General features: G+C 70.3%; 20 protein-coding genes. 12 read left to right on the top strand and 8 right to left on the bottom strand.

The features are described from left to right. Window positions 1-164: 164 nt before the first annotated feature. Window positions 165-1,265: a uroporphyrinogen decarboxylase gene (gene hemE, locus JJ685_RS11845; protein ID WP_201674424.1), complete on the bottom strand. Its 1,101-nt coding sequence runs from the start codon at window positions 1,263-1,265 to the stop codon at window positions 165-167. A gap of 47 nt (window positions 1,266-1,312) precedes the next feature. On the opposite strand from hemE, the gene JJ685_RS11840 reads away from it, so the two are divergent. Next, window positions 1,313-2,404, top strand: coding sequence for a tetratricopeptide repeat protein (locus JJ685_RS11840; RefSeq protein WP_201674423.1), 1,092 nt, complete (start codon window positions 1,313-1,315; stop codon window positions 2,402-2,404). Here JJ685_RS11840 and JJ685_RS11835 read toward each other — a convergent pair. Genes JJ685_RS11835 through JJ685_RS11815 form a run of 5 tightly spaced genes read right to left on the bottom strand, consistent with a single transcriptional unit; the run spans window position 2,401 to window position 7,818 of the window. Then, window positions 2,401-3,723, bottom strand: coding sequence for an O-acetylhomoserine aminocarboxypropyltransferase/cysteine synthase family protein (locus JJ685_RS11835; RefSeq protein WP_201674422.1), 1,323 nt, complete (start codon window positions 3,721-3,723; stop codon window positions 2,401-2,403). The two genes, JJ685_RS11840 and JJ685_RS11835, sit on opposite strands and share 4 nt — an antisense overlap. 7 nt (window positions 3,724-3,730) lie before the next feature. Next, entirely contained in the window at window positions 3,731-4,210 is a 480-nt protein-coding gene (locus JJ685_RS11830; protein WP_201674421.1) for a CoA-binding protein, read from the bottom strand. 38 nt (window positions 4,211-4,248) lie between these two features. Continuing rightward, window positions 4,249-4,854 (bottom strand): thioredoxin family protein, encoded by a 606-nt coding sequence (locus JJ685_RS11825; protein ID WP_201674420.1) that lies wholly within the window; start codon window positions 4,852-4,854, stop codon window positions 4,249-4,251. Window positions 4,855-4,895: 41 nt separating this feature from the next. Then, window positions 4,896-7,034, bottom strand: a complete 2,139-nt coding sequence (locus JJ685_RS11820; protein ID WP_201674419.1) for a protein-disulfide reductase DsbD family protein — start codon at window positions 7,032-7,034, stop codon at window positions 4,896-4,898. A 43-nt stretch (window positions 7,035-7,077) separates the two neighbouring features. After that, window positions 7,078-7,818: an alanyl-tRNA editing protein gene (locus JJ685_RS11815; RefSeq protein WP_201674418.1), complete on the bottom strand. Its 741-nt coding sequence runs from the start codon at window positions 7,816-7,818 to the stop codon at window positions 7,078-7,080. 74 nt (window positions 7,819-7,892) lie between these two features. Here JJ685_RS11815 and JJ685_RS11810 point away from each other — a divergent pair, with 74 nt between their 5' ends. Next, window positions 7,893-9,209, top strand: a complete 1,317-nt coding sequence (locus JJ685_RS11810) for a PQQ-dependent sugar dehydrogenase (protein WP_201674417.1) — start codon at window positions 7,893-7,895, stop codon at window positions 9,207-9,209. 1 nt (window position 9,210) lies between these two features. Here the strand turns inward: JJ685_RS11810 and JJ685_RS11805 are convergent, their stop codons facing one another. Further along, complete coding sequence (locus JJ685_RS11805) at window positions 9,211-9,366, bottom strand: hypothetical protein (protein WP_201674416.1); 156 nt, start codon at window positions 9,364-9,366, stop codon at window positions 9,211-9,213. Between the two features lie 128 nt (window positions 9,367-9,494). After that, complete coding sequence (locus JJ685_RS11800; protein ID WP_201674415.1) at window positions 9,495-9,965, bottom strand: Lrp/AsnC family transcriptional regulator; 471 nt, start codon at window positions 9,963-9,965, stop codon at window positions 9,495-9,497. A 104-nt stretch (window positions 9,966-10,069) separates the two neighbouring features. On the opposite strand from JJ685_RS11800, the gene aceE reads away from it, so the two are divergent. The 10 genes from aceE (at window position 10,070) to JJ685_RS11750 (ending at window position 20,559) form a co-directional block, all read left to right on the top strand. Then, on the top strand, window positions 10,070-12,775 hold the full coding sequence (aceE, locus tag JJ685_RS11795; protein WP_201674414.1) for a pyruvate dehydrogenase (acetyl-transferring), homodimeric type: 2,706 nt from the start codon (window positions 10,070-10,072) through the stop codon (window positions 12,773-12,775). Window positions 12,776-12,910: 135 nt separating this feature from the next. Next, on the top strand, window positions 12,911-13,714 hold the full coding sequence (locus JJ685_RS11790; protein WP_201674413.1) for a creatininase family protein: 804 nt from the start codon (window positions 12,911-12,913) through the stop codon (window positions 13,712-13,714). 67 nt (window positions 13,715-13,781) lie between these two features. Continuing rightward, window positions 13,782-14,825, top strand: coding sequence for a LacI family DNA-binding transcriptional regulator (locus tag JJ685_RS11785; protein WP_201674412.1), 1,044 nt, complete (start codon window positions 13,782-13,784; stop codon window positions 14,823-14,825). Between the two features lie 83 nt (window positions 14,826-14,908). Continuing rightward, window positions 14,909-15,580 carry an amino acid ABC transporter permease gene (locus JJ685_RS11780; protein ID WP_201674411.1) on the top strand — a complete coding sequence of 224 codons (672 nt, stop codon included), beginning with the start codon at window positions 14,909-14,911 and terminating at the stop codon, window positions 15,578-15,580. Beyond that, window positions 15,580-16,233 carry an amino acid ABC transporter permease gene (locus tag JJ685_RS11775; RefSeq protein ID WP_201674410.1) on the top strand — a complete coding sequence of 218 codons (654 nt, stop codon included), beginning with the start codon at window positions 15,580-15,582 and terminating at the stop codon, window positions 16,231-16,233. The genes JJ685_RS11780 and JJ685_RS11775 overlap by 1 nt, the downstream gene beginning before the upstream one ends. A 28-nt stretch (window positions 16,234-16,261) precedes the next feature. After that, a complete protein-coding gene (locus JJ685_RS11770) occupies window positions 16,262-17,050 on the top strand; it encodes a transporter substrate-binding domain-containing protein (protein WP_201674409.1) in 789 nt (262 codons plus the stop codon). 20 nt (window positions 17,051-17,070) lie between these two features. Further along, window positions 17,071-17,862, top strand: coding sequence for an amino acid ABC transporter ATP-binding protein (locus tag JJ685_RS11765; RefSeq protein WP_236598886.1), 792 nt, complete (start codon window positions 17,071-17,073; stop codon window positions 17,860-17,862). Beyond that, window positions 17,862-18,638, top strand: coding sequence for a sugar phosphate isomerase/epimerase family protein (locus JJ685_RS11760; RefSeq protein WP_201674408.1), 777 nt, complete (start codon window positions 17,862-17,864; stop codon window positions 18,636-18,638). Before JJ685_RS11765 ends, JJ685_RS11760 begins: the two co-directional genes overlap by 1 nt. Further along, entirely contained in the window at window positions 18,638-19,585 is a 948-nt protein-coding gene (locus JJ685_RS11755) for a sugar kinase (protein WP_201674407.1), read from the top strand. Before JJ685_RS11760 ends, JJ685_RS11755 begins: the two co-directional genes overlap by 1 nt. After that, the gene (locus JJ685_RS11750; protein ID WP_201674406.1) at window positions 19,582-20,559 is read left to right on the top strand and encodes a 2-hydroxyacid dehydrogenase; all 978 of its coding nucleotides are present in this window, start codon (window positions 19,582-19,584) and stop codon (window positions 20,557-20,559) included. Before JJ685_RS11755 ends, JJ685_RS11750 begins: the two co-directional genes overlap by 4 nt. Window positions 20,560-20,646: the final 87 nt, after the last annotated feature.

Genomic DNA, 20,646 nt, shown 5'->3' with positions numbered 1-20,646 from the left:
AAATGCAGCAAAATCAAGGACTTAGCTGCGCTAGCTTTTTTGCAGCGCGTCAGGCGCGCGCAAGGCCCGGTCGAGCTCCCGCAACACAGTTTTTGTGCATAAGTCAAGCGGCAGGGCCAAGGTTCCAGCTGCGGTGGCGTAGGGTACGCCCGAATACCAGGGCCTCAGGCGTTGGCGCGCATTTTCGCCGAATGGGCGTGCACGGTTTCCACCAGGGCCTGCACGTGCTCGGGCGGCGTGTGCTGGCTGATGCCGTGGCCCAGGTTGAAGACCTGGGTGGGGCCGGTGCCGGCGCCGGTGTGGGGCGTGCCGAAATCCTCGAGGATGCGGCGGGCCTCGGCGGCCACCGCCTCCGGCGGGGCGAAGAGCGCCGCCGGGTCCATGTTGCCCTGCAGGGCCTTCGTGGCGCCGACCTGCGCGCGGGCGCGGCGCAGGTTCACCGTCCAGTCGACGCCCAGCACGTCGCAATCGAGCCGGCCCATTTCCTCCAGCCAGAGGCCGCCGCCCTTGGTGAAGACGATGCGGGGGATCACATTGCCCTCGGCATCGGTGCGCTTCAACTGGGCCAGCACCTTCGTCGTGTAGGCGAGGCTGAATTGCTGGAAGGCGCTGTCCGCGAGCGCGCCGCCCCAGCTGTCGAACACCATCACTGCCTGGGCGCCGGCGTCGATCTGCGCGTTGAGGTAGGACGCCACGGCCTCGGCATTGACCGCCAGGATGCGGTGCATCAGGTCGGGGCGGCTGTACAGCATGCTCTTGACCCCGCGCCAATCGTCGCCGGAGCCGCCGCCTTCGACCATGTAGCAGGCGAGCGTCCAGGGGCTGCCCGAGAAGCCGATCAGCGGCACGCGGCCGTTGAGCGCCCTGCGGATCGAGGTGACCGCGTCGAACACGTACTTCAGCTTGTCCAGGTCGGGCACCCGCAGGGCGCCCACGGTGGTTTCGTCGCGCAGCGGGCGCGCCAGCTTGGGGCCTTCGCCTTCGGCGAAGCTGAGGCCCAGGCCCATCGCGTCGGGCACGGTCAGGATGTCCGAGAACAGGATCGCGGCATCGAGCGCGAAGCGGTCCAGCGGCTGCAGCGTGACCTCCGTGGCGTACTGCACGTTGGTGGCGAGGCCCATGAAGCTGCCCGCCCGGGCGCGCGTGGCCTTGTACTCGGGGAGGTAGCGGCCGGCCTGGCGCATCAGCCACAGGGGCGTGTAGGGCGTCGCCTGGCGCAGGCAGGCACGGAGGAAGGTGTCGTTGGCAAGGGGCTGGAAGCGCATCCCTCCATTGTCGCAGGGGCCTATCATCCCGCTTCCGGATGGGCAGCATGACAGTTGATTTCGAACAGGCGCGGGCGTTTTTTCTGGACGGCGTGACCCATTGCGAGGCGGGCCGCCTGCCGCAGGCCGAGCGCAGCTTCGCCGCCGCGCTGGCCCTGGCGCCCGGGCGGCTGTCCGTCCTGAGCAACCTCGGGGTCGTGCGCCTGAAGCTCGGTCGCACCGGGGAGGCCCTGGCGCTGTTGCAGGAAGCCCTGGCGCAGGAGCCGGGCAACGCGGAAACACTGGGTCACTGCGGCAGCGCGCTCGCCGAATTGGGTCGCACCCGCGAGGCGCTCGAACATTTCGAACGCGCCCTGGCCGTCGATGCGCGCCCGCCCACCCTGTGGATCCTGCGCGGCAACGCGCTGAAGGAACTGGGGCGCGGCGCCGAGGCCGCCCGGTCCTTCCGCGAGGCGCTGGCGCGCGGCGGCGATCCCGAACTGCTCGGGTACTACCTCGCGGGCCTGGAGGGCGGGGCGGCCCCGCGGCACGCGCCCGCACAGTACGTGCAGGCGCTGTTCGACGGCTACGCAGCGCAGTTCGACGCCCACCTCGCGCAGACCTTGCGCTACGACGCGCCGCGGGTGCTGGCGCAGCGTCTCGCGGCGCAGGGGCGGCGCTGGTCGCACGCGCTGGACCTCGGTTGCGGCACCGGGCTGTGCGGGCCCTTCCTGCGCGCCCGGGCCGAGCGCATGACGGGCGTGGACCTGTCCGCCAACATGCTGGAGAAGGCGCGCTCGAAGGGCGCGTACGACGCGCTCGTGCAGGGCGATGTCGCGGCCTTCCTCGCGCAGTCGCAGGAGACCTTCGACCTGGTCGTGGCCGCGGACGTGTTCATCTACGTGGGCGCGCTGGACGAAGTGTTCCGACTGCTCGCCGCGCGCATGCCCGCGGGCGGGAGCTTCTGCTTCACCGTCGAAGAGTCGCAAGGGCCGGAGCTGGAACTGCGCGCGAGCCTGCGCTACGCGCACTCGGAGTCCGGCATCCGTCGGCTCGCGCAGCAGCACGGGTTCGCCGTGGACGCGATGGAGAAGCGGCCGGTGCGCGAGGACCAGCGGGTGCCGATCCCGGGCCTGTTCTTCTGGCTCGAAAGGGCTTAGGCCACCGCCTTCCGCAAGGCCTGGTCCACGTCCCAGAGGATGTCCTCCGCATCCTCGATCCCGACCGACAGCCGGATCATGTCCGGTCGCACGCCGGCGCGGGCCAGTTCCTCGTCGTCCAGCTGGCGGTGCGTCGTCGAGGCGGGATGGATCACCAGCGTCTTGGCGTCGCCGATGTTGGCCAGGTGCGAGAGGAACTCGCAGGCGTCGATGAAGCGCTCGCCCGCCTTCACGGCGTCGTCCGCGCGGATGCCGAAGGTGAGGATGCCGGAGGCGCCGGGCTGGCCGTCGACCGCGCGGAACTGCTTCTTCGCCAACGCGTGGTGCGGCGAGCTCTCGAGACCCGGGTAGTTGACCCAGCCCACGAGTGGATGCTCGCTCAGGAACTCGGCGACGCGCCGCGCGTTGCGACAATGCGCCTGCATGCGCAGGTGCAGCGTCTCGATGCCCTGCAGGATCAGCCACGCATTGAGCGGCGACAGCGCGCCGCCGAAAGTGCGGTTCACTTCCATGCGCGCCTTCATCGTGTAGCCGAAGTCGCCGAAGGTCTCGTAGAACTTCACGCCGTGGTAGGCGCGGCTCGGCTCCAGCATCTCCGGGAACTTCTCGCGCGCGAGGCCGCTGCCCCAGTCGAACTTTCCCGATTCGACTACCACGCCCGCCATCGTCGTGCCGTGGCCCCCGAGGTACTTGGTGGCGCTGTGCACCACGATGTCGGCGCCGAAGGCGAAGGGGTTGCACAGGTAGGGGCTGGCCACCGTGTTGTCGACGATCAGCGGCAGGCCGTGCTCGTGCGCGACCTTCGCCACCGCCTCGATGTCGAACACGTTCACCAGCGGATTGCCCAGCGTCTCGCCGTAGACGGCGCGCGTGTTCGGGCGGATCGCGCGGCGGAAGTTGTCCGGGTCCTCGGGATCGACGAAGGTGGTCTCGATGCCGAGGCGGCCGAAGCCGATCCCGAGCTGGCCGACGGTGCCGCCGTACAGCGTCGAGGCCGCGACGATGTGGTCGCCCGCCTTCAGGATCGCGAGGATCGCCGTCATCTGCGCCGCCATGCCGGTGGCGCAGGCCAGCGCCGCGCGCCCGCCTTCCAGCGACGCGACGCGCTCCTCCAGCACCGCCACGGTCGGATTGCTGATGCGGCTGTAGACGTTGCCGAAGGTCTGCAGGTTGAACAGGCTGGCGGCGTGCTCGGCGGAGTCGAATACGAAGCTGGTGGTCTGGTGGATCGGCGTGGCGCGCGCGCCGGTCACCGGGTCGGGGATGGCGCCGGCGTGGATCGCGCGGGTGCCGAAGCCGTAGTCGTGGTCCTGGGCCATTTCGTTTTCAGTAGAACAGCTGCTGCGGGCGGCGGGCCGAAATCACCTTGGTGTTCACGCCGGCCCAGTTGAGGCCGCCGAACAGGCGCGCGTGTTCGATCTTCACGCAGCGGTCCATCACCACGTCCAGGCCCGCGCTGCGCGCCTTCGCGGCCGAGCCCTCGTCGACCACGCCGATCTGCATCCACAGGCATTTCGCGCCGATCGCGATTGCCTCCTCGGCGATCGGCGGGATGTCGGCGCTCTTGCGGAAGCAGTCCACTATGTCGATCTGCTCGCCCGCCTCCGCCGCGGCGGTCACGCTGGGATACGAGCGCCGGCCCAGGATCTCGGGCGCGGAAGGATTGATCGGCACGATACGGTAGCCGTGCTCCTGCATGTACTTGGCCGCGAAGTAGCTCGGGCGGTGCCATTGCGGCGACAGGCCCACCACCGCCAGCGTGCGGCAGGTGCCCAGGATGCGGCGCAGTTCGTGGATCGTGCTCATCGCGCCAGTGTACGCACCGGCGCCGGCGCGGCGCCCCTTCAGGACTTGTACTTGATCGAGCAGCCGTAGGGGCGCGTGGTGGCGGCGCTGATCGGCTTGCCGGCCACCGCTTCCGCCAGCCCCGCGCGCACGTAGTTCACCGCCTTGGGGATGTCGACGGTGCTGCTGGAAGGGATGCTGTCGATGCCGCCCGCGTACACCAGCCGACCCTGCGGATCGACGATGTACATGTGCGGCGTGGTGCGCGCTCCGTAGGCGCGGCCCGTCACGCCTTCCTCGTCCAGCAGGGTGGCGGTGGGCTGGACCTTGCGCTGCAGCTGCCATTCGACCAGTTTCGCCGGCTCCATGTACTCGTAGCTGGCGCGCTGGGTCGAATTGATCGACAGCCACACGGCGCCGAGGCTGGTCGCATCCTTCTGGGTGGCCGCCATGTTGCCGCTGTCGTAGTGCTTGCGCACGAAGGGGCAGCCGGGGTTGGTCCACTCGAGGACCACGAAGCGGCCGCGGTAGTCGGAGAGCCTGACCGTCTTTCCGGCCGCGTCCTTCAGCATGAAGTCCGGGGCGGCTTCACCCACGGCGGGCGCCGAACGGGCTGCGAAGGCGAGCGACAGGGCCGGCAGGGCCAGCAGGGCACGACGCTTCATCGGGGACCTCCACGGAGCCGCCACGGCTGCCGCGGCCGGCCCTACAGTTGCGCGATGGCGTTGCGGACTTCGTCCACGCCGAGGACTTCGGACAGTACCACGGGCTCGCGGCCGGGGCGATAGATCACGTACACGGGCACGCCATTGCGCCCGAGCCGGGCCAGCGCGGCGGTGATGGCCGGATCGCGGCGCGTCCAGTCGGCGCGCAGCAGGGCGAAGTTGCCCTTCTCGAAGTCGGCCAGCACTTCGCCGCGCGCCAGCGTGGTCTTCTTGTTCAGCTGGCAGGTCACGCACCAGGCGGCGGTGAAGTCGACGAACACCGGCTGGCCGGCCGCCACGAGCTGCTGCACGCGCTCCGGCGCCCAGGGCTGCCAGCGCGCATCCTGCTTCGCGGCCACGGTGGCGCTGGGGGCGGGGCGGGTGATCGCGCCGCCGGTCCACCAGCCGACGAAGACCAGGCCAGCGACGGCGAGGGACGCCAGGATCACGCGGGTGCGGCCGTCGAGCGTCAGCGCCCACACGACCATGCTCAGGGCGACCAGCAGCGCCAGCATGGAGGCGGCGCCGTCGATGCCGCTCTGCTGGCCCAGCACCCAGATCAGCCACGCCACCGTGGCGAACATGGGGAAGGACATGAGGCGGCGGAAGGTCTCCATCCACGCGCCCGGACGGGGCAGCCAGCGGGCGAAGGCGGGAATCCAGGCCGCGGCGAGGTAGGGCAGGGCCATGCCGAGCCCCAGGGCCAGGAAGATGGCCATGGCCTCGCCGCCCGGCAGCGTGGCCGCGAAGCCCAGGGACGCGCCCATGAAGGGCGCGGTGCAGGGCGAGGCCACGGCCACCGCCAGCACGCCGGTCAGGAAGGCATTGGCCACCGGGTGCTTCGCTTCCATCGTCGCGACGGAGCTCGGGAGGAAGGAGCTGAATTCGAACATGCCGGCGAGGTTCAGCGCGATCAGCGTGAACAGCGCCGCGAGCGTCGCCACGACGGCGGGCGACTGCAGCTGGAAGCCCCAGCCCAGTTGCTCGCCGGCGGCGCGCAGCGCCAGCATCAGCGCGCCCAGCGCGGCGAAGGAGACGATCACGCCGACGGTGTAGGCCATGCCGCTGATGCGGTGGCCGCGGCGGTCGTCGGCATGCTTGGTGAACCCCACCACCTTGATCGCCAGCACGGGGAACACGCAGGGCATCAGGTTGAGGATCAGGCCGCCCAGCAGCGCGCCCAGGAGGGCGGCGAGGAAGCTCGTGCCGGCGGCAGAGGGCGCGCGCGTGTTCGGGGCCGCGGCGCTCTGGCGCAGGGCCTCCTGCAACGCGGGGGAGATGGTGGCCGCGGGCGCGGCCTTGGCCGGCCACGTCCCGGTGACGGGCGCCTCGACCCTCCAGGCCTGCCCGCCTTCGGCCAGCACGACCGGCAGCACCGTGGGGCTGGCGGCGCGGTGGGGCGACAGCGGGACGCTGGCCGTCCAGGTGTCACCCTTCCAGGCCTGCGTCCAGGCGCCGGGCGGGTCGATCACTTCCCCGGTTTCGGGGAAGAACTCGAGGTTTTTTCCCCGCGCGGTAGCCGGCAGGCCCGGCACGGACACTTCCAGCCTCTGGCCTTCGATCCGGACCTGGGCGGCGGATTTCAGCGGCTTCGGGCCGGCGTCCAGCGCCGCCTGGAAGGCGCCGCCGTTCAGGGCGACGGAGCCGCGAGCCGGCAGCTTCAGCACGAAACTGCCTTCCTCCGGGATGCACTCCTTCTGGCAGACCAGCCAGGAGGCCTTCAGCTGGATCTCGGCGTCGCCGGCGAGCGAGGGCTTGAAGGCCGGCGTGACCGTCAGCGGCACGGGCAGCAGCATCGTGCCCTCGTAGCCGTAGTTCATGAGCGGGCCGACCGGCAGCTTGTGCGGCACCGGCCAGGCGATCTCGCCGGCTTCCAGGCCCGCGGGCAGGGTCCAGGCGACCGTGGTCGGCAGGCCGGAGTCGCCCGGGTTCATCCAGTAGGTGTGCCACTCCGGCTTGTGCCGGATCTGCAGGCCGAGCCATACCGGCTTGCCCGCCGCCAGGCCCTCCGGCGCGTGGGCCAGCAGTTCCGCGCGGACGTGCTCGGTGGTCACCACGGCCTTGTCCGCCTGGGCGAAGCTGGCGGCGGGCAGGAAGGCGGCCGCGAGGCTGAAGGCGGCAAGCAGGCGGGCGAATCTCATGGCAAGCAGGTGGAGCTCTGCATTACAGGCGAAGTTCCGGCGTTCAGGCGAAGCCGAGCGCCACCCGTCGGGTGGTGGCGCTCTTCTTCTCGATTTTGGTGACGACCACCGCTCCGATTTCCGAAGTGTTGGCCACGTGGGTGCCTCCGCAGGGCTGGTAATCGATGGCGCTGTCTCCGCCGATGCGGATGGTGCGGATGCGGCCGGTGCCGCGCGGCGGCTGCACCGACATGCTCTTGACCAGGGCGGGATTGGCGTCGAGTTCTTCGTCGGTGATCGCCCCGATCTCCACGCCGTGGCCGGCCGCCACCAGGCGGGCGATGCCCGCGGTGAGCGCTTCCTTCTCCAGCGGATCGGTCATGTTGAAGTCGAGCCTGGCGTACTCGGGCGTGATGGAGCAGCCGTTGACCAGCTGCGGCACCAGGTGGCACAGCAGGTGGGTCGAGGTGTGGAAGCGCATCAGCCTGTGGCGCCGCTCCCAGTCGATCCGGGCCACGACGGTGTCGCCGGGGCGCAGTTCGGCCAGCAGGGCTTCCTGACCGGGCTGCGGCACATGGGCGATCGCGGCGATGGGCTGGCCCTGCTCATCCCTGGCCTTGCGGGTGTCGGCCACCTGGAGCAGGCGGCCGTCCGCCAGCACCAGCACGCCGGCATCGCCGGCCTGGCCGCCGCCCAGCGGGTAGAAGACCGTGCGGTCCAGGACGACGCCCTGCGCGTCCGCGGCCACGACGGTCGCGGACGTTTCCCGCAGGTAGGCGTCCTGTCGAAACAGCTCTTGCGTCATCCCTGGATTGTCCCTGTTCTCGATTTCCCCTGTCGCGCCACACGCGCGCCGGGGGAAGTTGCACACTTTGTGCCATGTTCCGTCCTGGCATTTTCCCGAGCTTGGTGGCAGCGGCGGCCCTCGCCGGCTGCGGTGACATGGCGCATCTTCCCGACGTCGCTTCGGTGGGGCCCCAACCCCAATTGCCGTCCCCCTCCCATTCCCTGATTCCCACGGTGCACATCGCGCCGGCCCAGGGCTGGCCCGCCGGCGCGCAACCGCAGGCGCCGGCGGGCTTCCAGGTCAGCGCCGTGAGCAGCGGGCTGGAGCATCCGCGCTGGCTGCACGTGCTGCCCAATGGCGACATCCTGGTGGCCCAGAGCAACGCCCCGAAACCCCCGCCCGGCGAGGAAAAGAAGGGCATCCGGGCCTTCATGATGAAGAAGGTGATGGCGCGCGCCGGTGCCGGAGTGCCCAGCCCCGACCGCATCATGCTGCTGCGCGATGCCAACGGCGACGGCCAGGCGGAGCACAAGAGCCTGTTCATCGACAACCTGCACTCGCCCTTCGGCATGGCGCTGGTGGGCAACGACCTGTACGTCGCCAACGCCGACGCGGTGGTGCGCTTCCCCTACCAGCCGGGCCAGACGCAGATCAGCGCGGCGCCGGTCAAGGTGACCGACCTGCCGGCGGGCCGCAACCACCACTGGACCAAGGGCCTGGTGGCAAGCCCCGACGGCCGCAAGCTCTATGTCTCGGTGGGCTCCAACAGCAACGTCGCCGAAGACGGCATGCAGATCGAGGAAGGCCGCGCAGCGATCTGGGAGATCGACGTCGCCAGCGGCAGCAAGCGCCTGTTCGCGGGGGGCCTGCGCAACCCGGTGGGCGTGGCCTTCGAGCCGCAGACGCGCTCGCTGTGGGCCGTGGTGAACGAGCGCGACGAACTGGGCAGCGACCTGGTCCCCGACTACCTGACCTCGGTGCGCGAGGGCGCCTTCTACGGCTGGCCCTGGAGCTATTGGGGCCCGAACGTCGACGAGCGCGTACAGCCGCCGCGGCCCGACATGGTGGCGCGCGCGGTCGCGCCCGATTTCGCCCTGGGAAACCACGTCGCGCCGCTCGGCCTGACTTTTTCGGATCCGCGCATGCCGGGGTCGTTCGCCAGCGGCGCCTTCGTCGGCGAGCACGGTTCCTGGAACCGGCAGCCGCGCAGTGGCTACAAGGTGGTGTTCGTCCCCTTTGCCAACGGCCGGCCGGCCGGGCCTCCGCAGGACTTCCTCACGGGCTTCGTCAGTCCGGATGGCAATGCATGGGGCAGGCCCGTGGGCGTGGCGCTGGATCGCAGCGGCGCCCTGCTGGTGGCCGACGACGTCGGCAACACGGTCTGGCGCGTGGCGCCCGCGGGCCGCTGACTCAGCTGAAGAGGTAGGTCAACACCATCCCGCTGATCGAAGGTCCGCGGGTGTAGTTGTCCATCGTGACGATGAGCGTCAGGGCCAACGAGGGCCAGAAGGCGCGGTTCCAGCTTTCGCGCCAGGCCGTTTCAGCGATAGTTCGAAGAGTCCCCATGCCCTTATGGTCTCCAAGGGGGCGGGGCCTGTCGTTCGGCCGGATTCGCATTCACGACGTCGCGGCCCTGCAACCCGGCCGTAGGCCGTGTGACTACATGTGCGTGGGTGGTCTTGCATCCGTGTCGGTCAATCTAGGACCGGCAAGGGCAGGGCAGTCTTGTAGCGGACCTGCTTGAGGGCGAAGCTGGAGCGGATCTTCTCGATGCCCGGGATGGGCGTGAGCTGCTCCAGGATGAAGCGCTCCAGCGCCGCGATGTCCGGCACCGCGACGCGGATCAGGTAGTCGCTGTCGCCGGTCATCAGGTAGCACTCCATCACCTCCTCGTGCTCCGCGATGCGGCGCTCGAATTCCGCCAGCGCCTCCTTCGACTGCGACTTGAGGCTGATGTTGATGAAGACGTTGAGCCCCAGGCCCAGCGCCTTGGCACTGGCGAGCGCCACGTAGCGCTCGATCACGCCGGCGGCCTCCAGCGCCTTCACCCGCGCCAGGCACGGCGAGGGCGAGAGGTGGACCCGGCGCGCCAGCTCCACGTTGGTCAACGACCCGTCCCGCTGCAGCTGGGCCAGGATGCGGAGGTCGGTGGCGTCGAGTTGCATGAAATGCCGTTTGGATGCGTGGTGCAGGCATTTTATGCCGCCGAGCTGGCGCGATCCGCGCATTTCGACGCCACGTGCCGCGCCGTCCTGTCTAGAGTGCGGGGATGGCCGACCACAGCATCACCCGTTTCCTCGCCGACGAAGGCGGCGACACCGACCCGACCGAAACGAAGGAATGGCGCGACGCCTTCCTGGCCCTGGTGGCGAGCGAAGGGCCGGCGCGGGCCCGCTACATCCTGGACCAGCTTGCCGTGCTGGGTCGCAGCCCGGTGATCGGCTGGTCGCCGGAGCTGGTGACCCCCTACGTCAATTCGGTGACCGTGGAGCGGCAGCCGGTGTTCCCGGGCGACCTCGCGATCGAGGAGAAGCTCGCGTCGCTGATGCGCTGGAACGCGCTGGCGATGGTGGTGCGCGCGAACACCGCCTACGGCGAACTCGGAGGCCACATCGCGAGCTATGCCAGCGCGGCGGACCTGTTCGAGGTGGGCTTCAACCATTTCTTCCGCGCGCGCAGTGAGACGCGCGGGGCCGCCCCAAGCGGCGAAGGCCTCCCTCGGGAGGGCAGCGACCCGCACGAAGCGGGGGAGCGTGGGGAGCAAGGCCAGCAGCAGGGCGGCGACCTCGTGTTCTTCCAGCCGCACAGCGCTCCGGGCGTGTACGCGCGTGCCTTCCTCGAAGGGCGGCTCGGCGAGCAGGACCTCGCGCACTACCGCCAGGAGATCGCCGCGCCGGCGAACGGCGCCCGCGGCCTTTCCAGCTATCCGCATCCCTGGCTGATGCCGGACTTCTGGCAGTTCCCCACCGGCTCGATGGGCATCGGCCCGATCAGCTCCATCTACCAGGCGCGCTTCATGCGCTACCTCACGCACCGCGGCCTGGTCGACTGCGAGGGCCGCAAGGTCTGGGGTGTGTTCGGCGACGGCGAGATGGATGAACCCGAGAGCATGAGCGCGCTCACGCTCGCCTCGCGCGAGAAGCTGGACAACCTGGTCTGGGTGGTCAACTGCAACCTGCAGCGGCTCGACGGCCCGGTGCGCGGCAACGGCCGCATCGTCGACGAACTGGAGAAGCTGTTCCGCGGCGCCGGCTGGAACGTGGTCAAGCTGCTCTGGGGCAGCGACTGGGACGGCCTGTTCGCGCGCGACACCTCCGCGGCGCTGGTCAAGGCCTTCGCCCAGACGGTCGACGGCCAGATGCAGACCTTCGCGGCCAAGGACGGCCGCTTCAACCGCGACAACTTCTTCGGCCAGAACGAGGAACTGGCGCGGCTGGCGCAGGGCATGACCGACGAACAGATCGACCGCCTCAAGCGTGGCGGCCACGACCTGGTGAAGATCCACGCGGCCTACGAAGCCGCGGCGCGGCACCGCGGCCAGCCCACGGTGATCCTCGCCCACACCAAAAAGGGCTACGGCATGGGCAAGGCGGGCCAGGGCCGCATGACCACCCATAGCCACAAGAAGCTGGACGAGACCGAGCTGCTGGAATTCCGCAACCGCTTCAACCTGCCGATCTCCGACGAGCAGGCGAAGAACCTCGCCTTCTTCAAGCCCGCGGAGGACAGCCCCGAGATGCGCTACCTGCACCAGCGGCGCGCGGCGCTGGGCGGCTACCTGCCGCGGCGCCAGACCCAGGCGGCGCCGGTGCCGGTGCCCGAAGCCGCGAGCTATGCGCAGTTCGCGCTGCAGGCCGGGGGCAAGGAGATGTCGACCACCATGGCCTTCGTCCGCTTGCTCGGGGGCCTGCTGAAGGACGCCCGGCTCGGGCCGCGCATCGTGCCGATCGTGGCCGACGAGGCGCGCACCTTCGGCATGGCCAACCTCTTCAAGCAGGTCGGCATCTATTCCAGCGCCGGCCAGAGCTACGAACCGGAGGACATCGGCTCGGTGCTGTCGTACCGCGAGGCGCTGGACGGCCAGATCCTGGAAGAGGGCATCAGCGAGGCCGGAGCCATCGCGAGCTGGACGGCCGCGGCCACCAGCTACAGCGTGCACGGCTTCGCCATGCTGCCCTTCTACATCTACTACTCGATGTTCGGCTTCCAGCGCGTGGGCGATGCGATCTGGGCGGCGGCCGACCAGCGGGCGCGCGGCTTCCTGCTGGGGGCGACCTCGGGCCGCACCACGCTGGCGGGCGAAGGCCTGCAGCACCAGGACGGCAGCAGCCATCTCGTGGCCGCGACCATCCCGAACTGCAAGGCTTACGACCCGGCGTTCGCCGGCGAGATGGCGATGATCGTCGATGCCGGCATGCGCGAGATGCTGGTGGAGCAGCACGACGTTTTCTACTACGTCACGCTGATGAACGAGAACTACGCGCAGCCGGACCTTCCGGACTCGGCGCACGAAGGCGTGGTGCGGGGCTGCTACCGCTTCGGTGTCTACGGGGCGGAGAACGCGCGGCAGCGCGTGACGCTGCTCGGGTCGGGCGCGATCCTCACCGAGGTGATCCGCGCGGCCGAACAGCTCGCGCAGCAGGGCATCGCGAGCGAGGTGTTCAGCGTGACGAGCTGGAGCGAGCTGGCGCGCGACGGCCGGGCGTGCGAGCGCGAGTCCCTGGACGGCGGCGTGGAGCGCGTGCCGTACGTGGCGCAGCAGCTCGGTGGGTCGGGCGGTCCCGTGATCGCCGCGAGCGACTACGTGCGCGCGGTGCCGGAGAGCATCCGCGCTTTCGTGCCCCCGTCGCGCCGCTACGTGACCCTGGGCACCGACGGCTTCGGCCGCAGCGACACGCGCGCGGCGCTGCGCTCGCATTTCGGCGTCGACGCGGCGAGCATCGTGAAGTCGGCCCTGCACGCGCTTCGCGGGTAAGCCCGCAGTCATTCCCGCGCAGGCGGGGAATCCGGGGGCTTCCGTGGTTCACACGCAGCGCGCGTGCTCCGGGCCCCCGCCTGCGCGGGGGTGACGGCGGGGCGCGGGAATGACGCGTTATGCGAAGATCCCGGCATGCCCCTCTCCCGCTTCTGGGCCGACCTCGCCACCACCGACTTCGCCTCCCTCGACCCGGCGACCACCGTGGCGGTCCTCCCCGTCGGCGCGACCGAGCAGCATGGCCCGCACCTGCCGCTGCGCGTGGACCAGTGCCTGGTCGACGGCATCGTCATGCAGGCGCTCGCGCAGCTGCCCGCCGAAGCCTCCGTCCTCGTGCTGCCCACCCAGCAGGTCGGCTACAGCCCCGAACACGCCCGCTTCGCCGGCACGCTGACCCTCTCCATCGAGACCGTCATCGCCACCTGGGTCGCCCTCGGCGAATGCGTCGCGCGCGCCGGCGTGCGCAAGCTGCTGCTGTTCAACAGCCACGGCGGGCAGGCGAGCCTCCTCGACATCGTCGCGCGCGAGCTGCGCGTGCGCTGCAACCTGATCGTCTACGGCTGCAGCTGGTGGAACCTGCCGGTGGGCGACGAGGTCAATGGCCGCTTCAGCGCCGACGAACACCGCTTCGGCGTGCATGGGGGGCAGATCGAGACTTCGCTGATGCTGGCGCTGGCGCCCGCCACCGTGCGCATGGCGCAGGCCCGCGACTTCCCTTCCTCCTCGCGCGAGCGCGCCGCCCGCTACCCGATCCTCGGCAACGGCCGCAGCGCCAAGCTGGGCTGGGCCATGCAGGACTACAACCCGCAGGGCGCCGCCGGCAACGCCGCCGCCGCCGACGCGGCGCACGGACAGGTGGTGCTGGAAGCGGCGGGAAGCCAGCTCGCCCTGCTGCTGCGGGAGATGGCCGCGCTGCCCCTGACCACGCTCGCGCCGTAAGTCCCCGGGCTTCCGCTCGCACCCGGCTTCACGTTAGCATCGGGTCTGAAACTGGTTTCAGACCTTCATGCCCACCAAGCCTTCACCACCCGCCTTCGCCGCCGCCGCCGGCCGGACGACGATCGCCGATGTGGCGGAAAAGGCGGGGGTCTCCAAGGCCACGGTCTCGCGCTTCCTGAACCGGCGTGACGAACTGCTGACCCCGGAGATCGCCACCCGGGTGGAATCCGCCATCGCGGCCCTGGGCTACACGCCCAGCCCGATGGCGCAGGCGCTCAAGCGGGGCCGCTCCCGCCTGGTCGGCCTGGTGGTGGCCGACGTCACCAACCCCTTCTCCGTGGCGGTGCTGCGCGGCGCCGAGAAGGCCTGCCAGGAGGCCGGGTACCTGCTGATGCTGTTCAACCTGGGCGACGACAGCCAGCGCGAGCGCGAGGCGATCCAGGCCCTGGCGTCCTACCACGTCGAAGGCCTCATCCTGAACACCCTGGGGCGCGACGCCGGCGCCGCCGCGGCCGTGGCGCGGCAGGGCCGCCCGGTGGTGCTGGTGGACCGGCGCCACGGCAACATGCAGGCCGATTTCGTCTCGCTGGACAACGCGGGGGCGATCCGCACCGCCGGCGCCCACCTGCTGGAGTGCGGCTGGGACGAGCTGCTGTTCGTCACCGAACCGTCCGAGGGCGTGAGTTCGCGCGAGGAGCGGGTCGCGGCCTTCCGCGCCTTCCTCGCATCGCATCCGCAGGCGCGGGGCGCGGTGTTCGAGTCGGTGGCGGGCGACTCGCAGGCGCTGGAACGCGAACTGCAGCAACTGCGCGCCCGCGGCCGCCGGCCGGCGGTGCTGGCCAGCAACGCTGTGATCACGCTGCGCGTGGCCGCCGCGGTGGCCCGGCTCGGCTGGAATTTCGGCGAGGACCTCGGTTTCGTGGGCATCGACGAAACGGAGTGGGCGCCGCTGGTGGGCCCGGGCCTCACCACCATCGCGCAGCCCACCGACGCGCTGGGCCGGCTCGCCACCGCCTGCCTGCTGGAACGCCTCGCCGGCCTGAACGTCCCGCCGCGGCAGATCCTGTTGCAGGGCGAACTGGTCGTCCGGCGCTCCTCCCGGCAGGCGTAGACTCCGGGCTACGGGTTTTCCCTCATTAGTTTCTGAAACCGGTTTCTATAATTGGCATAAGAAACCGGTTTCAGGACCCAGTCGTGAACTACACCTTCCAGTTCCAGGACGTCTTCGCCGCCTGGCCCCTGCTGCTCAAGGGCACCTGGATGACCATCCAGCTCTCCCTGACGGCGACGGTCCTGGGCCTGGCGGTCGCGATCGTCTGCGCCTGGGCCAAGACCTCCGGCCCGAAGCCGGCGCGCTGGCTGGTCAACGCGTACATCGAGTTGATCCGCAACACGCCCTTCCTGGTGCAGCTGTTTTTCTTCTTCTTCGCCCTGCCCGCCCTGGGGTTGCGCTGGTCGGCCCACGCCGCGGCGCTGGTCGCCATGGTGGTGAACCTGGGCGCCTACGCCACCGAGATCCTGCGCGCCGGCATCGAATCGATCCCGCGCGGCCAGATCGAGGCCGGCCTCGCGCTCAGCATGAAGCGGCACCAGGTCTTTCGCGACATCGTCCTGAAGCCGGCACTGAAGGCGATCTACCCCGCGCTGACCAGCCAGTTCATCCTGCTGATGCTCAGTTCGGCCGTGGTCTCGGCGATCTCCGCCGACGACCTCACCTCGGTGGCGGCCAACCTGCAGTCGCAGACCTTCCGCAGCTTCGAGATCTACATCGTCGTCGCCGTGATCTACCTGGGCCTCGCCTTGGCGTTCTCGGGGCTGTTCCGCTTCGTCTACCGGCTCGCGCTGGACTACCCGGACCGCCGCTGATGCGCACCTTCGGCTACCCCGAATTCCTCTTCATCCTCGAGGCCGCGAAGTGGACGATCGCGCTGTCGCTGATCGCCTTCGTCGGTGGCGCCCTCGGCGGCCTGCTGGTGGCGCTGGGCCGCACCAGTGACAGCCGGACGGCCCGCGCCGTCTCCACCGCCTTCGTCCAGGTGTTCCAGGGCACGCCGCTGCTGCTGCAGTTGTTCCTGGTCTTCTTCGGCGCGCCGGTCCTCGGCATCGACGTCAACCCCTGGGTCGCCGCCGGCGTGGCGCTGATCTTCAACACCAGCGCCTTCCTCGGCGAGATCTGGCGCGGCTGCATCCAGGCCATCCCGCACGGCCAGACCGAGGCTTCCCATGCGCTGGGGCTGCACTACTTCGCCCGCATGCGCGACGTGGTCCTGCCGCAGGCCTTCAAGATCGCCCTGCCGCCCACCGTGGGCTACATGGTGCAGGTGGTCAAGGGCACCTCGCTGGCCGCGATCATCGGCTTCACCGAAGTCACGCGCGCCGGTCAGATCATCAACAACGCCACCTTCCAGCCGCTGATCGTGTTCAGCCTGGTGGCCGCCATCTACTTCGCGCTGTGCTGGCCGCTGTCGCTGCTGGCCGCGCGCATGGAGCGCCGGCAGGCCAGGGCGCTGGCGCGCTGACCCATTTCATCCACTGGAGACTTCGCATATGCAAACCATCACCCGCCGCGTGTTCGCCGCCCTCGGCCTCGCCGCCACCGTGTCCCTGCTGGCCGCGCCGGCCGCCGCCCAGACGCTGGACGAGCTGAAGAAGAAGGGCGAGATCAACGTCGGCCTGCTGGTGGACTTCCCGCCCTACGGCACCACGAACGCGCAGAACCAGCCGGACGGCTACGACGCCGACGTGGCCCGCCTGCTGGCGAAGGACTGGGGCGTGAAGGTGAACCTGGTCCCGGTGACCGGCCCCAATCGCATCCCCTTCCTGCTGACCAACAAGGTCGACCTGCTGGTCGCCTCGCTGGCCGTCACGCCGGAGCGCGCCAAGCAGGTCCAGTTCTCCAAGCCGTACTCCGCCGCCACCATCGTGCTGTACGGCGAGAAGAAGGCCAACATCAAGGCCCCGGCCGACCTGAAGAGCGTGCGCGTGGGCGTGGCCCGTGCCAGCACGCAGGACGTGGCGCTGACGGCCATCGCCCCGCAGGGCACCGAGATCCGCCGCTTCGACGACGACGCCTCCGCCATGCAGGCCCTGATCTCCGGCCAGGTCGATGCCATCGGCTGCTCCACCACGGTGGCCGCGCAGATCAACAAGCGCCAGCCCGGCGCCTTCGAGCCCAAGTTCGTGCTGCGCCAGCAGGAGATGGCCGTCGCGATGCGCCCCGGCCAGGACGCGCTGCTGAAGTCGGTGAACGACTTCGTGGCCAAGAACACGGCCAACGGCGAGCTGAACAAGCTGTACCAGAAGTGGCTGGGCGCCGACCTGCCCAAGATGCAGTAAGGCTTCACGCGGGGAACAGCATGGACCAGAGGGCCGACGCCGGCGCCGAACCCATCATCCGCATGCAGGGCGTGCAGAAGTGGTACGGCAAATTCCAGGTGCTCACCGACATCGACCTCGCGGTCGCGCCGGGCGAGCGCATCGTGGTGTGCGGGCCCTCGGGTTCGGGCAAGTCCACGCTGATCCGCTGCATCAACGGCCTCGAGACGGTGCAGCAGGGCTCCATCGTCGTCGACGGCATCGACCTCACGGCGCACAAGCGCAACGTGGACAAGGTGCGCGCCGAGGTCGGCATGGTGTTCCAGCAGTTCAACCTGTTCCCCCACCTCACCATCCTGCAGAACTGCACGCTGGCGCCGATGCGCACGCGCGGCATTTCGAAGGAGGAGGCGCAGGCCACCGCGATGAAGTTCCTCACGCGCGTGCGCATCCCCGACCAGGCCCACAAGTACCCGAGCCAGCTCTCCGGCGGGCAGCAGCAGCGCGTGGCGATCGCCCGGGCACTGTGCATGACGCCGCGCATCATGCTGTTCGACGAGCCCACTTCCGCGCTCGACCCCGAGATGGTCAAGGAAGTGCTGGACACCATGATCGGCCTGGCGGAAGAGGGCATGACCATGCTGGTCGTCACCCACGAGATGGGCTTTGCCCGCAGCGTGGCCGACCGCGTCATCTTCATGGCCGACGGCCGCATCGTGGAGCAGGCGCCGCCGGACCAGTTCTTCATGCACCCGCAGCACGAAAAGACGAAGCAGTTCCTCGGGCAGATCCTGAGCTCGCACCACCACCCCACGCAGCCGGTCGCCGCCTGATGCAGAAAGTCCTGATTTCCCTGTCGTCCTTCGGGGCGGCGGAAGTGCGCCGCCATGGCCAGCTCTGGTTCGCGCGCCTGGCGCAGGAAGCCGGCGCCGACGGCGTCGAAGTGCGCGGCGAACTCCTGAACCGCCCGGCGGAGGAACTGCCCGAGATCCGCCGCTTCGTGGCGCAGCATGGCGCGCAGGTCGTCTATTCCAGTCCCGAAGGGCTTTGGGCGCACCACGGCGCGCTCGACCTCGCCGCGCTGCAGCGCGGGCTGGAGGCGGCCGAACTGCTGGATGCCCCGCGGCTGAAGATGTCGATCGGCGGCTTCGGCTCTGAATCGCAGGCCGACCTGCCGCGGCTCGCGGAGCTGCTGCGCCAGCACGGCCCCACCGAACTGGTGATCGAGAACGACCAGACCGCTGCCGCCGGCACCCTGAACGCGCTTCAGGCTTTCTTCGCCGCCGCCGGACGCGCCGGCCTGGACCTGGGCATGACCTTCGACATGGGCAACTGGCACTGGACCGGCGAATGCCCGCAGGCAACGGCGCGTGCCTTCGGCGTCCGCGTCCGCTACGTGCACTGCAAGGGCGTGCAGCGCCAGCCGCGGCGCTGGGTCGCGGTGCCGCTGGACGATTCGGCCGCGCCATGGCGCGCGGTGCTGCGCGCGCTGCCGCGGGGCCTGCCCTGGGCCATCGAATATCCGCTGGTGGGCGAGGACCTGCTCGCCGTCACGCGCAGCGAGATCCGCCACCTGCGCGCCGCCTCGGCGGCGCTGGAAGCCGCGTGATGCAGGACTACCGCTACGACGTCGCCACCTTCGGCGAGATGATGCAGATGTTCGTCGCCGAAACGCCCGGCCCGCTGGAGCAGGTCGCGCGCTTCACCAAGCGCACGGCCGGCGCCGAAACGAACGTCGCCATCGGTCTCGCGCGACTCGGGCTGCGCGTGGGCTGGGCCAGCCGGCTCGGCACCGACTCGATGGGCCGCTACCTGCTCGGCGAAATGCAGCGCGAGGGCGTCGACTGCTCGCGCGTCGCCTGCGACCCGGCGCAGCGCACCGGCTTCCAGTTCAAGGGCCGCGTCACCGACGGCAGCGACCCGCCGGTGGAATACCACCGCAAGGGCTCGGCCGCGAGCCAGATGGGGCCCGCCGACGTCGACGAGGAATGGCTGCGCTCGGCGCGCCACCTGCACGCCACCGGCGTGTTTCCCGCGATCTCCGCGACGGCGCGCGGCGCCGCGCAGAAAACGCTGGACGTGATGCGTGCGGCCGGCGGCACGATCTCCTTCGACCCCAACCTGCGGCCCTCGCTGTGGGTCTCGGCCGACGAGATGCGGCGCGAGATCAACGTGCTGGCCTGCCAGGCCGACTGGGTGCTGCCGGGCCTGGAGGAGGGGCGCTTCCTCACCGGCGAGACGACCCCCGAGGGCATCGCGGGCTTCTACCGCCAGCGCGGCGTGAAGCTGGTGGCGGTCAAGCTCGGGCCGGAGGGCGCCTACTACGACGGCGTGCAGGGCAGCGGCCGCGTCGCCGGCTTCCCGGTGCAGGAAGTGGTCGACACCGTGGGTGCCGGCGACGGCTTCGCGGTCGGCGTGATCAGCGCGCTGCTGCAAGGTCGAACGGTGGTGGAGGCGGTGCGCCGCGGCGCCTGGATCGGCGCCCGCGCGGTGCAGGTGCTGGGCGACACCGAAGGCCTGCCCACGCGGGCCGAACTCGACGCGGCGGGCCTGTGAGCGCGGGGCGCAAGTCCGTCCTGGTGTTCCGCGAACTGCCGGAAGACCAGCTCGCGCGCATCGCCGCGCTGCACGACGTGACGACCGCCAATCCGCGCAAACCGGAGCAGCTCGCCGCCTTCGAGGCGGCCCTGCCGGGGGCGCAGGGCCTGATCGGCTCCAGCTATCGCATCACGCCGGAACTGCTGGATCGCGCCCCGCGGCTCGAAGTGGTCTCCTCGATCTCGGTGGGCGTCGACAACTACCCCATCGCGTCGCTGCAGGAGCGCGGCATCCTGCTGTGCCACACGCCCGGCGTGCTCACCGAGACCACCGCCGACACGGTATTCGCGCTGATCATGACCGCCAGCCGCCGGCTGGTCGAACTGTCCAACCACGTGCGCGAGGGCCGCTGGGACCGCAACATCGGCGAGGACCTGTTCGGCTGGGACGTGCATGGGAAGACGCTCGGCATCCTGGGCTTCGGGCGCATCGGACAGGCGGTCGCGCGGCGCGCGGCGCTGGGCTTCGGCATGCCGGTGCTGTACCACAACCCCGCCGCCGTGGAGCTGCCGGAACTGGCCGGCCGCGCCACCCATGTGCCGCTGGACGAACTGCTCGCCCGCGCCGACATCGTCGCGGCGACCCTGCCGCTCACCGAGCAGACCCGCGGCCTGATGGGCCCGCGCGAATTCGCGCGGATGCGGCCCGGCGCCATCTTCGTCAATGGCGGCCGCGGCGCCACCGTGCAGGAAGCGGCGCTGCTGCAGGCCCTCGATGCGGGCCACCTGCGGGCCGCCGCGCTCGACGTGTTCGCCGTCGAGCCGCTGCCTCAGGACTCGCCGCTGCGCCGCCACCCGCGTGTCACGCCGTTGCCGCACATCGGCTCGGCCACGCACGAGACGCGCTACGCCATGGCGCGCCTGGCCACCACCAACCTCCTGCAGGCCCTGGCCGGCTCCCGGCCCGACGCGCTCTACGCCCCGGGCGCCTGAGCCGTACCGTCCTACGCCAGCTTCCGAGCGCGCCGATAGCGGTCGCCGCGCGCATCGCTAGATTGGGGGTTGGACCCTCACGGCGAA

It is taken from the genome of Ramlibacter monticola (genome assembly GCF_016722785.1).
GTDB lineage: Bacteria > Pseudomonadota > Gammaproteobacteria > Burkholderiales > Burkholderiaceae_C > Ramlibacter > Ramlibacter monticola.
The sequence above is the reverse complement of the archived record's forward strand: the minus strand, read 5'-3'. Positions and strand labels throughout refer to the sequence as shown.